General features: G+C 71.7%; 15 protein-coding genes. 6 read left to right on the top strand and 9 right to left on the bottom strand.

Translation table 11 applies throughout. The features are described 5' to 3' along the window. Positions 1-104 precede the first annotated feature (104 nt). Positions 105-713 (top strand): hypothetical protein, encoded by a 609-nt coding sequence (locus B9S58_RS08640; RefSeq protein WP_103531525.1) that lies wholly within the window; start codon positions 105-107, stop codon positions 711-713. Positions 714-761: 48 nt separating this feature from the next. Here B9S58_RS08640 and B9S58_RS08635 read toward each other — a convergent pair whose 3' ends face one another. After that, positions 762-2,687, bottom strand: coding sequence for a long-chain fatty acid--CoA ligase (locus tag B9S58_RS08635; RefSeq protein ID WP_103531524.1), 1,926 nt, complete (start codon positions 2,685-2,687; stop codon positions 762-764). A gap of 109 nt (positions 2,688-2,796) precedes the next feature. Beyond that, on the bottom strand, positions 2,797-4,083 hold the full coding sequence (locus tag B9S58_RS08630; protein ID WP_181009238.1) for an acetyl-CoA C-acetyltransferase: 1,287 nt from the start codon (positions 4,081-4,083) through the stop codon (positions 2,797-2,799). Positions 4,084-4,192: 109 nt separating this feature from the next. On the opposite strand from B9S58_RS08630, the gene B9S58_RS08625 reads away from it, so the two are divergent. After that, the gene (locus B9S58_RS08625) at positions 4,193-5,515 is read left to right on the top strand and encodes a 3-oxoacyl-ACP reductase (RefSeq protein WP_103531522.1); all 1,323 of its coding nucleotides are present in this window, start codon (positions 4,193-4,195) and stop codon (positions 5,513-5,515) included. Positions 5,516-5,520: 5 nt separating this feature from the next. Then, a complete protein-coding gene (locus B9S58_RS08620) occupies positions 5,521-6,375 on the top strand; it encodes a MaoC/PaaZ C-terminal domain-containing protein (RefSeq protein ID WP_103531521.1) in 855 nt (284 codons plus the stop codon). A 15-nt stretch (positions 6,376-6,390) separates the two neighbouring features. On the opposite strand, the gene B9S58_RS08615 is transcribed toward B9S58_RS08620, so the two are convergent. Then, positions 6,391-7,032 carry a TetR/AcrR family transcriptional regulator gene (locus B9S58_RS08615; protein WP_103531520.1) on the bottom strand — a complete coding sequence of 214 codons (642 nt, stop codon included), beginning with the start codon at positions 7,030-7,032 and terminating at the stop codon, positions 6,391-6,393. Between the two features lie 201 nt (positions 7,033-7,233). On the opposite strand from B9S58_RS08615, the gene B9S58_RS08610 reads away from it, so the two are divergent. Then, positions 7,234-8,493, top strand: a complete 1,260-nt coding sequence (locus B9S58_RS08610) for an alpha/beta hydrolase (protein WP_103531519.1) — start codon at positions 7,234-7,236, stop codon at positions 8,491-8,493. A gap of 89 nt (positions 8,494-8,582) precedes the next feature. Here the strand turns inward: B9S58_RS08610 and B9S58_RS08605 are convergent, their stop codons facing one another. The 5 genes from B9S58_RS08605 to B9S58_RS08585 all read right to left on the bottom strand — a co-directional run bounded on the left by B9S58_RS08605 (position 8,583) and on the right by B9S58_RS08585 (position 13,322). After that, entirely contained in the window at positions 8,583-9,953 is a 1,371-nt protein-coding gene (locus B9S58_RS08605) for a dicarboxylate/amino acid:cation symporter (RefSeq protein ID WP_103531518.1), read from the bottom strand. 495 nt (positions 9,954-10,448) lie between these two features. Continuing rightward, a complete protein-coding gene (locus tag B9S58_RS08600) occupies positions 10,449-10,742 on the bottom strand; it encodes a DUF4229 domain-containing protein (RefSeq protein ID WP_030576971.1) in 294 nt (97 codons plus the stop codon). A gap of 110 nt (positions 10,743-10,852) precedes the next feature. Beyond that, positions 10,853-11,389, bottom strand: a complete 537-nt coding sequence (locus B9S58_RS08595; RefSeq protein WP_103531517.1) for a GNAT family N-acetyltransferase — start codon at positions 11,387-11,389, stop codon at positions 10,853-10,855. Between the two features lie 218 nt (positions 11,390-11,607). Beyond that, positions 11,608-12,771 carry an aminofutalosine synthase MqnE gene (mqnE, locus tag B9S58_RS08590; RefSeq protein WP_103531516.1) on the bottom strand — a complete coding sequence of 388 codons (1,164 nt, stop codon included), beginning with the start codon at positions 12,769-12,771 and terminating at the stop codon, positions 11,608-11,610. 95 nt (positions 12,772-12,866) lie between these two features. Then, a complete protein-coding gene (locus B9S58_RS08585) occupies positions 12,867-13,322 on the bottom strand; it encodes an Lrp/AsnC family transcriptional regulator (protein ID WP_103531515.1) in 456 nt (151 codons plus the stop codon). Positions 13,323-13,443: 121 nt separating this feature from the next. Here B9S58_RS08585 and B9S58_RS37880 point away from each other — a divergent pair, with 121 nt between their 5' ends. Continuing rightward, positions 13,444-13,590 (top strand): hypothetical protein, encoded by a 147-nt coding sequence (locus tag B9S58_RS37880; protein ID WP_181009237.1) that lies wholly within the window; start codon positions 13,444-13,446, stop codon positions 13,588-13,590. A gap of 7 nt (positions 13,591-13,597) precedes the next feature. Here the strand turns inward: B9S58_RS37880 and B9S58_RS08580 are convergent, their stop codons facing one another. Further along, positions 13,598-14,284 (bottom strand): UbiX family flavin prenyltransferase, encoded by a 687-nt coding sequence (locus tag B9S58_RS08580; RefSeq protein ID WP_103531514.1) that lies wholly within the window; start codon positions 14,282-14,284, stop codon positions 13,598-13,600. A 121-nt stretch (positions 14,285-14,405) separates the two neighbouring features. Between B9S58_RS08580 and B9S58_RS08575 the strand changes: the two genes are divergently transcribed. Next, a complete protein-coding gene (locus tag B9S58_RS08575; protein WP_103531513.1) occupies positions 14,406-15,032 on the top strand; it encodes a rhomboid family intramembrane serine protease in 627 nt (208 codons plus the stop codon). Positions 15,033-15,034: the final 2 nt, after the last annotated feature.

Here is a 15,034-nt window from a genome sequence, read left to right as displayed (position 1 = left end):
TGCCCGCGGCCGGCTTCACCCGGCGGAGTGGAGTCGGCCGCCCGCAGGGGCGTTCCGGCCTCGCCATGCTCCGGTCTCGTCGTGGTGTGCCGAACGATGAGCGCATGTCCCTGAACCGTCTGCGTTCGCTGGCCCGCCGCGTGGTTCCCACGCTGCTGGTCGCCCAAGTCGTCTTCCTTCCCCTTCAGTCCGCCTCTGCCGCCGAGCACACGGCGCACCCGTGCGCATCGTCCGCCGATTGCGGTTCGGTCATCGTCGCCCCCGTCTCCCAGGCAGCCCCGGACCACGGTGACTGCACCAGTCCGGAACCGGTCGTGTGCCAGATCCGGAGCGAGACGCCGCAGGAGCGCGAGGTCGCCCGCGATCAGCGGATGCGCTATCACGACCTGCTTGAGGACATGGAGCGCACGGAGTGCGCCATGCGCGCCGAAGGGCGCTCGGAGGAGGACATCGCCCGCACCCTGGTCCAGATGCGCAACGACGCCAAGGACGTCGTCCGCGCCGGCATGACCCGGGAGCAGGTCGCGGAACTGGAGGCACGCAACCAGAAGAAGTACGGCAACCCGCTCGGCCCGACAGCGGACCAGCTCTATCTGAAGTACGGCTCCTGGGAGAAGGTCTCCGACGCCGCCACGCGTTCGAGCGCGGCCGTGGACCGCGAACTCGGTCTGGAATTCCGCCACTGCTCCTGTGACGTGCTCCGGGCTGCCTGACCCGGTTCCCGGCCGATCGGGAACCGGCCGACCGGGGACGGAGCCCCCTCACTTCCGGTACAGCGCCTCGATCTCCCCCGTGAAGTCCCGTGCGATCGCGTCCCGCTTCAGCTTCAGCGACGGCGTCAGGTGGCCGCTCTCCTCCGTGAAGTCGACCGGCAGGACCGTGAACTTACGGATCGACTCGGCCCGCGAGACCAGGCGGTTGGCCTCGTCGACCGCCTTCCGGAGCGAGGTGAGCAGGTCCTCGTCGTGGACCAGGTCCCGCATCGGGATGTCCTGTTTCCCGGTCATCCGCCGCCAGTGCTCCAGACCGTCCGGCTCCAGGGTGATCAGGGCGGTGATGAACGAGCGGTTGTCGCCGACGACCATGCACTGACTGACCAGGGGGTGGGCGCGCAGCCAGTCCTCCAGCGGGGCCGGGGTGACGTTCTTGCCGCCCGACGTGATGATGATGTCCTTCTTGCGGCCCGTGATCGCCAGATAACCGTCCTCGTCCAGCGCGCCCAGGTCGCCCGTGGGGAACCAGTCGTCCGGCAGGAGCGCCGGGGTCGCCTCCGCCCGTTCGCCGTCCCAGTACCCCCGGAAGACCTGGCCGCCCTTCAGGAGCACCTCGCCGTCGTCCGCGATGCGCACCGACGTGCCGGGCAGCGGCCAGCCAACGGTGCCCAGGCGGGGTTTGAGGGGCGGGGTCACCGTGTGGGCGGCGGTGGTCTCCGTGAGGCCGTAGCCCTCGAAGATGCCGATGCCCGCGCCCTCGTAGAACGCGGCGAGCCGGCGGCCCAGCGGGGAGCCGCCGCAGATCACGTACCGGACCCTCCCGCCGAGCGCCGCCCGGATACGGCGGTAGACCAGCGGGTCGTACAGGGCGCGGGCGGCGCGCAGGCCGAGACCGGGGCCCGGTCCGGTGCCGTGTTCGGCGGCCTCGACCGCCTTTCCGTAGCGCTGGGCGATACGGGCCGCACGGTCGAACGAGGAGGCCCGGCCCATCTTCTCTGCCGTCGCCCGGCCCGTGTTGTAGACCTTCTCCAGGACGTACGGGATGGCCAGGAGGAAGGTGGGGCGGAAGCCGGCCAGGTCGGCGAGGAGGTCCTCCGTCCGGATGGAGGGGGCGTGGCCCAGGCGGACCCTCGCCCGCATGCAGCCGATCGCCACCATGCGGCCGAAGACATGCGAGAGGGGGAGGAAGAGCAGGGTGGAGGCCGGGTCCTTCGAGACCGACTTGAAGACCGGGTGGAGGAGCTCGATCGCGTTGTCGACCTCGGCGAAGAAGTTGCCGTGGGTCAGGACACAGCCCTTCGGGCGGCCCGTGGTGCCCGAGGTGTAGATCAGAGTGGCGGGGGTGTCCGGTTCCAGGGAGGCCCGGCGGGCGGCCACCGCCGCGTCCGGGATGTCCTTGCCGAGGGACTTGAGCTGGCCGATCGCCCCCGTGTCGAACTGCCACAGATGCGCCAGGTCGCCGAGCTGCTTGCGCTCCCGGCTGATCAGCCGGCCCTGTTCCTTCGTCTCCACCGCGCACGCCACCGCGCCCGAGTTCTGGAGGATCCAGCGGGTCTGGAAGGCGGAGGAGGTGGGGTATATGGGGACCGTCACCAGCCCTGCCGCCCAGGACGCGAAGTCCAGCAGCGTCCACTCGTACGTCGTCCGGGCCATGATCGCGACCCGGTCCCCCGCCCGCAGCCCCTCCGCCATCAGGCCCTTGGCGACCGCCAGTACCTCGGCGGCGAACTCGGCCGCCGTCACGTCCTGCCAGACGCCCTCGGCGTCCTTGCGGCTGAGGACGGCGTCGCCCGGGGCCTCCCTGGCGTTGTCGAACGGGATCTCGGCCAGCGAGCCGCGCTCCACGGTCGGCGCGAACTTCGGTACGGAGACCTCCCGGACCCCGCCGTCGGGGCCGCGCTTCTTCGTCGGTTCGACCAGGACGGGCGGCGATGCGGCAGGGGCGGTCGTGGCGGATGAAGGGGGCGTTGACACGTGCGGCTCCTCGGTTCGGGGGTCGGGCGGGTCGGTTCGCCGGGTCGTCCGTCCGGCAGTAGAAGCAGAAGAGGCGGAAGAGGCGGAAGAGGCGACAGAAGGACGCGGGTCAGGGGCGTTCCAGGATCGCCGTCACCCCCTGGCCGCCCGCCGCGCAGATCGAGACCAGGCCGCGTCCCGGGCCCTCCCGTTCCGCCAGGAGCTTCGCCAGCGTCGCCACGATCCGGGCGCCCGTCGCGGCGAAGGGGTGGCCGGTGGCCAGGGAGGACCCGGCCACGTTCAGGCGGGTCCGGTCCACCGGGGCCAGGCCCTGCTTCTCCCAGGCCGCGAGGGTCGCCAGCACCTGGGAGGCGAACGCCTCGTGGATCTCGTACAGGTCGAAGTCCTCGATGCCGAGACCGGCCCGCTCCAGCAGGCGCGGCACCGCGTACGCCGGGGCCATGAGCAGGCCGTCGTCGCCGTCCACGTGGTCCACCGCCGCCGTCTCGTACAGGGAGAGGTACGCGAGCGGCTCCAGGCCCCGCTCCCGCGCCCACTCCTCCGTCGCCAGCAGGACCGTCGCCGCCCCGTCCGTCAGTGGCGTCGAATTGCCCGCCGTCATGGTGGGGTCGGGGCCGGACGTCCCGAACACCGGCTTCAGCCCGGCCAGTTTCGCGGCCGTCGATCCCGGACGCAGGTTCTGGTCGCGCTCCAGGCCCCGGGAGGGGACCACCAGGTCGTCGAGAAAGCCTCGTTCGTACGCGGCGGCCAGGCGCTGGTGGCTCGTGGCGGCCAGCAGGTCCTGGTCCTCGCGGCTCACCGCCCAGCGGCGCGCGGTGACGGCGGCGTGCTCGCCCATCGACAGGCCGGTGCGCGGCTCGGCGTTGCGCGGGATGTCCGGGACGAGGTGGCGGGGGCGGACGGCGGCCAGGGCCCCCAGGCGGGCGCCCGTCGTCTTCGCCCGGCGGGCGGCGAGCAGGATGCGGCGCAGTTCGTCGTTGACGCCGAGCGGGGCGTCGCTGGTGGTGTCGGAGCCGCCCGCGATCGCCGAGTCGGCGGCCCCGAGCGCGATGGTGTTCGCGGCGGCTATCACCGCCTGGAGGCCCGTGCCGCACGCCTGCTGGATGTCGTACGCCGGGGTGCGCGGGTCGAGCGCGGAGCCGAGGACCGTCTCCCTCGCCAGGTTGAAGTCCCGGCTGTGCTTGAGGACCGCGCCCGCGACGAACATCCCGACCCGGTCGCCGGCCAGGCCGTACCGCTCCACCAGACCGTCCAGCGCGGCCGTCAGCAGGTCCTGGTTGGAGGCGGTCGCGTACGGGCCGTCGGAGCGGGCGAACGGAGTGCGGCTGCCGCCGACGACCGCGACGCGGCGCGGCTGCGGCAGGGCGAGAGGAATCAACGGGCGGGGCGTCGTCACGGTGACCGTCTCGTCTCGGTCGGTCCGGGATTGTTCATCTCGACCAGCTCCTGACTCTTGAGTAACCTTACTCAAGAGTAAATCTACGACCGAGCAGGGAGTCAGGACAATGGCCGATCGCTATCTCCACCTCACCGGCACAGCACCCGGCCGTTTCCTCACCCGGCGGCTCGGTCTGCCGCAGCCCGCCCCGCTGCGCCGCTGGACCCTTCGGACCCCGAGCCTGGACGGGCCGCTGCTGCATCTGACCGCCGGGGCCTCGGCGATCCGGGACGAGCTGGCGAAGGTGCTGGCCACGACCGGGCCGACGGCCGACGCGCAGGCCGCCCGGCCCGCCGGAATCGTCCTGGACGCCACGGCGGTCACCTCAGCCCGGGGCCTCGCCGAGGTGCACGCCGCCCTCCATCCCGTCGTACGGTCGCTGGCTCCCGGTGGCCGGATCGTCGTCCTCGGCACGCCGCCGTCCTCCGAGGACCACCATCAGGCCGCCGCCCAGCAGGCGTTGGAGGGTTTCGTCCGGTCGCTGGGCAAGGAGATCGGGCGCGGCGCCACCGCGCAGCTCCTGCGGATCCCGGACGGCGGAACGCCGGCGGCCGCCGAGTCCACCCTCCGCTTCCTCCTCTCCCCCCGGTCCGCGTACGTCAGCGGCCAGGTGATCGAGCTGACCACCGCCGCGCCCGGATCGGTGACCGACCGGGACGCCCCCCTCACCGGCCGCACCGCCCTGGTCACCGGAGCGGCCCGGGGCATCGGCGCGTCCGTCGCCTCGGTGCTGGCCCGCGACGGGGCCCACGTGATCGCACTGGACGTCCCCCGGGCCCAGGACGACCTGGTGCGCACCGCCGACCGGCTCGGGGCCACCGCACTGCCGCTGGACATCACCGCACCCGATGCCGCGGCCCGCATCGCCGCCGCCGTACCGGACGGGCTCGACGTCCTCGTCCACAACGCGGGCATCACCCGCGACCGCCGCCTCGCCAACATGCCGGCCGACCGCTGGGCCCAGGTCATCGAGGTCAACCTGGACAGCGTGCTCCGCACCACCGACGAGCTCCTGACGTCGGGCGCCCTCAACCGGGGCGGCCGGATCGTCGCCACCGCCTCCATCGCGGGCATCGCGGGCAACGACGGCCAGACCAACTACGCGGCCAGCAAGGCGGGCGTCATCGGCCTCGTCCGCTCGCTCGGCCCGCGCGCCGCCGCCGTACACGGGGTCACGGTCAACGCGGTGGCACCCGGGTTCATCGAGACGAAGATGACCGCCGCCGTGCCGTTCCTCATCCGCGAGGCGGGCCGCCGGATGAACTCCCTTTCCCAGGGCGGCCTTCCGGTCGACGTCGCCGAGGCCGTCGCCTGGTTCGCGGGGCCCGACTCCGGCGCCGTCAACGGTCAGGTGCTGCGCGTGTGCGGCCAGAGCCTGCTGGGGGCGTGAGACCGATGACCTCACTCGGCGCCTCGCTCGTGCGCGGGGCCCTCTCCGCACCGTTCAAGCGGGCCGGGCGACCGGACGCCACACTGCCCCCGGGCCGCCTCACCCGTCCGTCCGGGCCCGTGGCGCCCGGCCCCCTCGCCGCGTACGGCAGGATCTGCGGATTCGCGGAGGCCGGTCCGCTTCCCCTCACGTACCCGCATGTCCTGGCCTTCCCGCTCACCATGCGGCTGATGACCGGCCGCACGTTCCCACTGCCGGTGCTCGGGCTCGTCCACACCTGGATCGAGATCGCCCCGCACCGGGCCGTGCAGCCCACCGAGCCGCTCGAACTAACCTCGTACGCAACCGAGTTGGCCCCGCACCGACGGGGCACCGAGGTCACGATGACGACCGAGGCGCGGGTGGGCGGGGAGCTGGTGTGGGAGTCGCGCAGCGGCTATCTGTCCCGGCACCGGCAGGCGACGGCGACCCCGGCGACGGCGGACCGGGCAGCGCCTTCACGGTCGTCCGCCCCGACTGCCGAGGGCCTGCCCACCGTCGCCGAATGGCGGCTGCCCGGGGATCTCGGGCGGCGGTACGGAGCCGTCTCAGGCGACCGCAACCCGATCCACCTGCACCCGCTGACCGCCCGGCCGTTCGGCTTCCCCCGGGCCATAGCGCACGGCATGTGGACGGTCGCCCGGTGCCTCGCCGAGGCCGGCGATCCAGCCGGAATACGTTCCGTACGAGCCGAGTTCAGGGCTCCCGTCCTGCTGCCCGCCACCGTGACGTACGCGGCCGACGCCCCCGGGAACGCCTTCGCACTGCGGAGCGCCGACGGGCGCGTGCACCTCGTGGGGTCGGTGGGCCGGAGAGGCTAGGGGGTGTCGTCCGGATCAGGCCGGAGGCGTCCAGGGACGGGCGTGCATCAGGTTCTCCAGGCCCGCCCAGGCGAAGTTCATCAGGGTCGCCGCGGCCTCCTTCGCCGAGACGTCCGGGGTGTCGTTGGCCCAGCCCGCCAGTGACTCCGCGGCCCCCACCAGGGCCTGGGCGAGGCCAGCCACGTCCCGGTCCGCGAGTGCGGGGTCGCTGTGGGCCTCGCGGGCGGCGGCCCCGATCAGGCTGGTGACGAACGCGACGATCTCGGCCCGCATGGAGCCGACCTCGCTGACGAACGGCTCCCCGTGCGAGCGTGCCTGGCGGTGCAGGACCGACCAGCCGTCCGGGTTCTCGGCGGTGTGGACGAAGAACGCCCGCAACCCCGACCACAGTTGGCCGTCGGCGGGCAGCCCCGGCTCCGCCCCGGCCCGGACCGCCTCCAGCAGGGCCTTCGCCTCACGGCGGATGCAGGCGGAGAACAGCTCTTCCTTGGAATTCAGGTACAGGTAGACCAACGGTTTGGAGACGCCCGCCAGCTCCGCGATCTCGTCCATCGAGGCGGCCCGGTAGCCGCGCTGCCCGAAGGTCCGCACCGCCGCGTCCATCATCTGCTGCTCGCGCACGGCGCGCGGCATCCGTTTGCTCTTCACTGCACCCACGTCCGGCTTCCTCCCCGCCCCCACTGCCCTGCTCACCGCCCAGAGTACGGCGGCGCGCGGCCCGGCGTCGCAGGGAGCGATCACCTGCGGGAAGGATGGCCTGTTGCTACCGGCGGACGAGGAGGGGTCCTCCCCCGGTCCGACACCGGCTCCACCTGGCGTCCGATGTGCCGGGTCGGCCACCCGTCTAGCTTTGCGGGCATGTCGCTCCTTCTTCGTAACAGACCGGCCGTGACCGCCGCGGTGCTCGCCCTGGCCACTCTGGCAGCCCTGGGCGGAACGGCCGCGCCCGCCACGGCGTCCGGTCGGGCGCCGGCGCCGGCCGCCGCCTTATCCCCTGCCGCTACCGCCGCTGCTCCCGCTCCCGGCGACCTCGCCGTACCGTCCGCGCTGACGCTTCCCCGCCCCACCGGCCCGTACGCCACCGGCCGCGACACCCTGTTCCTGACCGACCACGCGCGCCCCGACCCCTGGGTACCGGCCGCTGGGCCGCGCCGGTTGCTGGTGTCGCTGCACTACCCGGCCCGCCCAGGCAGCGGCGGTGCCCCGGCCCCGTACATGGCGGAGGAAGAGGCCCGGCTGATGCTCGCACAACGCGGGCTCGACGACCCGGAATGGCCCGGACTGGTCGGCGCCGCCCGGACCCACGCGCGTACGGCCGCCCGGCCGGCCCCGGGGCGCTTCCCGCTGGTCCTGCTCTCCCCCGGCTTCGGCACGCCGCGGGCCACGCTGACCGGGCTCGCGGAGGAACTGGCGAGCCGGGGTTACGTCGTGGCGACCGCGGACCACCCGTACGAGACGACCGGCACGGAGCTGCCCGACGGGCGGGTCCTCACCTGTGCGGCCTGCGACGCGGTGGACGAGCAGCCCGACGACGCCGGGCGGCGGAAGGTCCTGGCCGCCGTCTCCGCCGGGCGGGCCGCCGACTTCTCGTTCCTGCTGGACCGGCTGACGGGCCCGCGTCCGGCATGGCGGCACGCCCGGACGATCGATCCGCACCGGGTGGGCATGGCGGGCCACTCCATCGGGGGCAACGCGGCCGCCTCCACGATGGCCGCCGACCGCCGGGTGGACGCGGGCCTCAATATGGACGGCACGTTCTTCGACCCGGCTCCCGTCCGGGGCCTGGACGGGCGGCCGTTCCTGATGCTGGGGACCGACCCCGACCACCGCCCCGGCGCCGGCGACACGTCCTGGGACGAGGGCTGGGACCGGCTGGACGACTGGAAGCGGTGGCTGACGGTGCGGGACTCCGGGCACTTCACGTTCACGGACACACCGGAGATCGGGGAGCAGCTCGGCCTCGTGGACCCGGACGCACCGCTCTCCGCCACCCGTTCCACCACGATCACCCGGAGTTACGTGACCGCCTTCTTCGACCGGAGCCTGCGCGGCCGGCCGGCCCGGCTGCTGGACGGCCCGACCCCGGCCAACCCCGAGGTTCTCTTCCAGCGCCCCTGACCGTACGGAGAACACGACCGAGCCCCCGGCCCACGTTACGAACGTGGGCCGGGGGGCTCGGTCGTGCGGGGCGTGTGCCGCCCGCGGGGCTACGCGGGGACCGGCAAGGTCGCCTTCTGCTCCGCCTCGCGGACGTCGTCCTGGCCGAAGGAGTCGATCGGGGAGGACGAGGCCGAGTTGTACGCGTCGTGGTCGAGGATCTTCTCCCGCGCCGAGACGATCACCGGGATCAGCGCCTGGCCGGCCACGTTGGTGGCGGTGCGCATCATGTCCAGGATCGGGTCGATGGCCATCAGCAGGCCGACACCCTCCAGGGGGAGCCCCAGCGTGGACAGGGTGAGGGTCAGCATGACCGTCGCGCCGGTGAGACCGGCGGTGGCCGCCGAGCCGATCACCGAGACGAAGGCGATCAGGAGGTAGTCACCGATGCCCAGCTGCACGTCGAAGATCTGCGCGATGAAGATCGCCGCCAGCGCCGGGTAGATCGCGGCGCAGCCGTCCATCTTCGTGGTCGCGCCGAACGGGACGGCGAAGGAGGCGTACTCCTTCGGAACACCGAGGCGCTCGGTGACCCGCTGGGTGACCGGCATGGTGCCGACCGAGGAGCGGGAGACGAAGGCGAGCTGGATCGCGGGCCAGGCGCCCTTGAAGAACTGGAGCGGGCTGACCTTGGCGACGGTGGCCAGGAGCAGCGGGTAGACACCGAACATCACCAGGGCGCAGCCGATGTAGACGTCGGCGGTGAACGTCGCGTACTTGCCGATGAGGTCCCAGCCGTAGTCGGCGATGGCGTAGCCGATGAGGCCGACGGTGCCGATCGGGGCGAGGCGGATGACCCACCACAGGGCCTTCTGGAGCAGCTCCAGGACCGACTGGCTGAGGGTGAGGATCGGCTTGGCCTTGTCGCCGAGCTTGAGGGCGGCGATACCGGCGACGGCCGCCATGAACACGATCTGGAGCACGTTCAGCTCGGTGAACGGTGTGATCACGTTGTCCGGGACGATGCCGGTCAGGAAGTCGATCCAGCTGCCCTTGGTGTCGGAGAGCTTGCCGTCCTTCGGCGTGAGGCCGGTGCCGGAGCCCGGGTTGGTGAGCAGGCCGATGGTCAGGCCGATGCCGACCGCGATCAGCGAGGTGATCATGAACCAGAGCAGGGTGCGGGTCGCGAGCCGGGCGGCGTTGTTGACCTGGCGCAGGTTGGTGATCGACACGAGGATCGCGAAGAAGACCAGCGGTGCGACGGCCAGCTTCAGCAGCTGGACGAAGAGCGAGCCGATCTCGTCGAGGGTGGTGACGAGCCAGCCGAGGTCCTGGCTGCGGGCCAGCCAGCCGAGCAGCACGCCGAGGACCAGACCGGCGACGATCTGGGCCCAGAACGGGACCTTGGGTATACGGAAGCCGGGGCCGGAGCCGGTGGGCTGCTCGACCTCGGGCGCGGCGGACGCGGGATTCGCGGACACGGACACACTCCAGCTGGGAACGCATCGGAACGCACGGAGGCATCCGTACGGTCGTGCGGTGGAACGGGGACGGGGTCGCGGCGCCCGCGTCAGGGGCGGCGCCGCTGCATGATGCCGTATCAGATCTTGCGGCAACAGACCGCGGACATACAGCGGCAGAGATCGACATGCAGGCGCGCCACGAGCGGGATGCTCGCGGCATGACGGAGGCGCACAGCTGTCTTCACGTCGAATACGTTAACACTTGAACTTTGAGAACCTCAAAGCCCTTCTTTGACCTCCGCGCAGGGCCCCGCCGGGCAGGAACGGCCGGAAAGCAGCGAGAGGCGCCGGTGAACAGCGGAGGAACGCCGCGGACCCCGGTGCTGGAGCCGGTCGGCTCCCGCCCGGGGTCCGGCGGAGAAGGGGTGCGCACGGCGTGCGCGTGTGAGGAAGCTTACGTGGCACCTGCGGGCGCGTCCGGCGCGTCGGCTGGACGAGGTGGCACCACCGGCGCTACTGGACCGCGTCCTCGCGGGTGCGGTTGGCGTCGAGGCGCGCCTTGGTGCGGTCGACGGTGGAGACGATCTGCTCGGACATCTCGTCGCGCTGCCTGCGCAGCAGCACATAGCTGAGCGGGGCGGAGAGGAGGAGGCCGAGGAGGATCACCCAGACGACGTTGGAGCCCCCGAGCCCTGCGGGCACCAGACCGAAGTGGACGGCGACACCGGCGGCGAGGAAGCAGCCGACGAAGATCAGCAGGCGCAACGCCGTGTAACGGATCAAGGCGCTCGGCTTGGCAGCGGACACGGCTGACCCTCTCTTCCCATGGACTCTCGACACGCTTCTGCCCGTCCAGTGAAGCATGGCCCGAATTCTCTCGGTTCAGGGGGTTGCCGGGCCGGAGGACGTCCTGTCGGTCAGGAGGCCGTCGGGCCCAACGGGAGCAGCATGACGATGTCGTCCCGGTCGTCGCCGGGTGCGACCCGGATCCCGCCCGGCACCCGGCCGACCTCCTTGTATCCGCAGGCGGCGTAGAAGCGGTCGGCGCCGGTGCCGCCCCGGCAGGTGAGGCGGATCGCCTCGATGTCCTCGATGGAACGGGCGGCGTCGGCGGTGGCGGCCATGAGGTCGCGGCCGTACCCCTTGCCCTGGTGCCGGGGGTGGACCATGACGGTGTAGAGCCACAGCCAGTGCCGCAGCAGCCGGTGTTCGTTGAGGGTGAGGAAGGCGGTGGCGGCGACAACGCCGTCCTCGTCGCGGCCGACGAGCAGCCGGGTGCGGCCCTGCTCAATGGCGACCAGGTGCTTGAGCAGATCGGGCCGGACCTCCTCGGCCGTGACGGGCGGGACGAAGCCGACAGCGCCGCCCGCGTTGGTGACATCGGCCCAGAGGGCGGTGATGCCGTCGCGCAGGGCGGGGGTGAAGTCGGGATCCAGCTCGAATGTAAGTGCCATAGAGGCAGACTAGCCATTACGCATCGCTCGGCTCAACCCGTTTCCGCAACACGGGAAGGCGGGCCGGAAGTCGTTCCCGCTCCGAAGGAACGCCCCGGCCCGGCGTCTCGACCCGGCGTCCCTGCCCAGCGTCCCTGCCCGGTGGCCCGAACACGGGAAAGCCCCGGTCGGGGCAACGGCCGGGGCTTTCCTTCGGAGCGGGTCGGGCGGGGTGCGCGTCAGACGCGCATCGGCTGCGGCGACTCGCGCCGGCCCGCCTCCGGGCCCGGGTACTCGCGCAGGATCTCGTACCGGGTGTTCCGTTCGACCGGCCGGAAACCGGCGTCGCGGATCAGGTCCAGCAGATCCTCACGGCCGAGCTTGTTCGGCGTGCCGAAGTCGTCGGCGTCGTGCGTGATCTTGTACTCGACGACCGAGCCGTCCATGTCGTCCGCACCGTGCTGCAGCGCGAGCTGGGCGGTCTGCACGCCGTGCATCACCCAGAACACCTTGACGTGCGGCACGTTGTCGAAGAGCAGCCGGGAGACCGCGAAGGTCTTCAGCGCCTCCGCGCCGGTCGCCATCGTGGTGCGCGCCTGGAGCCTGTTGCGGACCTTGCCGTCCTTCATGTCCACGAAGTCGTGCTGGTAGCGCAGCGGGATGAAGACCTGGAAGCCGCCGGTCTCGTCCTGCATCTCCCGCAGCCGCAGTACGTGATCGACGCGGTGACGGGGCTCCTCGATGTGCCCGTACAGCATCGTCGCGGGGGTCTTGAGCCCCTTCTCGTGCGCGAGGCGGTGGATGCGCGACCAGTCCTCCCAGTGGGTGCGGTGGTCGACGATGTGCTGGCGGACCTCCCAGTCGAAGATCTCCGCGCCGCCGCCGGTCAGCGATTCGAGACCGGCCTCGATCAGCTCGTCGAGGATCTCGGAGGCCGAGAGGCCGGAGATCGTCTCGAAGTGGTGGATCTCCGTCGCCGTGAACGCCTTCAGCGCGACGTCCGGCAGGGCTTCCTTCAGCGCGCTGAGCGAACGCGGGTAGTAGCGCCACGGGAGGGTCGGGTGGAGCCCGTTGACGATGTGCAGCTCGGTGAGGTTCTCGCCCTCCATCGCCTTGGCGAGGCGGACGGCCTCCTCGATGCGCATCGTGTACGCGTCCTTCTCGCCCGGCTTGCGCTGGAACGAGCAGTACGCGCACGAGGCGGTGCACACGTTGGTCATGTTGAGGTGACGGTTGACGTTGAAGTGCACCACGTCGCCGTTCTTGCGCATGCGCACCTCGTGCGCCAGCCCGCCCAGCCACGCCAGGTCGTCGGACTCGTAGAGGGCGATCCCGTCCTCGCGGGTCAGCCGCTCGCCGGCCCGGACCTTCTCCTCCAGCTCGCGCTTGAGTCCCGCGTCCACTAGGCCGCCTCCCATTTCTCCGTGTATTCAGACTCCGACCAACCGTACTCCCCCACCCTTCGGGCGGGAGGGGCCCCCTTTACGGCGCTCCGCGCCTACGCCTCTTCCGGGAGTTCTCCGACCCGGTTCTCCCACTTGGTGGAGAGCACGATCGTCGTCCGGGTCCGCGAGACCCCCTTCGTGCCGCTGAGGCGCCGAATCGTCTTCTCCAGGCCGTCCACGTCACCGACCCGGACCTTGAGCATGTACGAGTCGTCGCCCGCGATGAACCAGCAGTCCTCGATCTCCGCGAGGTCCTTCAGCCGGACCGCCACGTCCTGGTGGTCGGCCGCGTCCGAGAGCGAGATCCCGATCAGCGCGGTCACGCCGAGGCCGAGCGACGCGGAGTCGACGGTGGCGCGGTAGCCGGTGATGACCCCGGCGGTTTCCAGCCGGTTGATGCGGTCGGTGACGCTGGGCCCGGAGAGCCCCACGAGCCGTCCCAGCTCGGCGTACGAGGCCCTGCCGTTCTCCCTGAGGGCCTGGATGAGCTGCCTGTCCACCGCGTCCATATGACTGAGACCTTCCATTGTTCAGCAGTACCGCGAGTTTACGTGTAGAATCTAAGGCATGCAGGGATCACACCCTGCAAATCTTCTAGAACATCCAAGAAACGCTTTCGAATCTTCAGGAGTGAACTTCACCGTGTACACGATCGAGATGGCCTACGCCCGGATGCGCGAGCTGCAGGACCTGGCCAACCGCTCGCGTGCCCACCAGCCCGCCGCCGCGCACCGCGCCGACAAGACCCGCGCCCCCCGCGCGCACAAGAAGCGCTGACCAGGACCTATCGATCTCCCGGGTTGCGGGAGCGGCCACCGAGCTCTCCTTCCCAGCGGCGGTACAGCAGGTGCGGCACGCCTGCCGCGTCCAGCACCCGCCCCGCGACGAAATCCACCAGGTCCTGGATGTGCGTCGCACCCGCGTAGAACGCCGGAGAGGCGGGCAGCACGACCGCGCCCGCCTCGTCCAGGGCCACCATCTGCTTCAGCGTCTGGCCGCTCAGCGGGGTCTCGCGCACCGCGACGACGAGCAGGCGGCGCTCCTTGAGCGTCACACTCGCGGCCCGCTGGAGCAGATCCTTCGACAGACCGAGGGCCACTCCGGCCACACAGGCCGTCGAGGCCGGCACGATCAGCATCCCCTTCGCCGGGTACGACCCGGAGGACGGCCCGGCCGCCAGATCCCCGGCCGGCCAATGGCGTACGCGCTCCAGCTCCGCGGCCCCCACCGCGAACGCGTCCGGCTTCCCGTCGGCACCACGGTCCAGCCAGGCCCGCAGATCCTCGCGCCAGTGCCCGTCCCGGAACGCGATGCCGGTCTCGTCCAGCAGCGTGAGCCGCGAGGCCCGGCTCACCACCAGATCCACGCTCTCACCGGCCGCCAGGAGCCCGCGCAGAACGGCGGCCGCGAACGGGGTACCCGAAGCGCCGGACACCCCGACAATCCAAGGCCGCCGCTGCTGCTGAGTCACTGAATTCCTGGATTCCACAACTGCGAGCCTATCCGGCACGCTCCCGCACCCAGCACCCGGAACCGGGCAGGCGCCCCGCACGTTCACCCAGTGACGGGCAACCCGGGGGCAGGGGCAGACCATGGGCGACTACTGGACCACCGACCGCACCACGGACAACGGCGCCACCGGCGGCGCGCGGGCCCTGACCGCCGGAATCCTGATGGCGGCCTGGGTGGCCCTCCTGTGGGCCCTCGAAGGCATCGACACGGCCACGGGCCACGCCCTGGACACCTACGGCATCAGCCCGCGCGAGATGGCGGAGCTGCGGGACGTGGTGCCCGCCGCGTTCCTGCACAGCGGCTGGGAGCACGTGGCCTCCAACAGTGTCCCGCTGCTGGTCCTCGGCTTCATCGCGGCCTTCGCGGGGCTGCGCCGGTTCGCCGCCGTCGTCGTGACGATCATCCTGGTCAGCGGCCTCGGTGTCTGGCTGACCGCCCCGGAGAACACGGTGACGCTCGGCGCGTCCGGCGTGGTCTTCGGACTGCTCGGCTATCTGCTGGTCCGCGGCTTCGTGGACCGCCGCCCCTGGGACGTCCTCATAGGCATCGGCGTCGCCGTGGTCTACGGCTCGCTGCTGTGGGGCGTCCTGCCCACCCAGTCGGGCGTCAGCTGGCAGGGCCACCTCTTCGGGCTGGCCGGCGGTGTGGCGGCGGCCTTCTTCTTCCGCCGCCCGCGCCGCGCGCCGGACAACCTGGTCACGGTCTGACC

The sequence above is a fragment of the Streptomyces sp. SM11 genome, from assembly GCF_002910905.1.
Lineage (GTDB): Bacteria > Actinomycetota > Actinomycetes > Streptomycetales > Streptomycetaceae > Streptomyces.
This window is presented reverse-complemented; position numbering and strand designations above follow the sequence as displayed.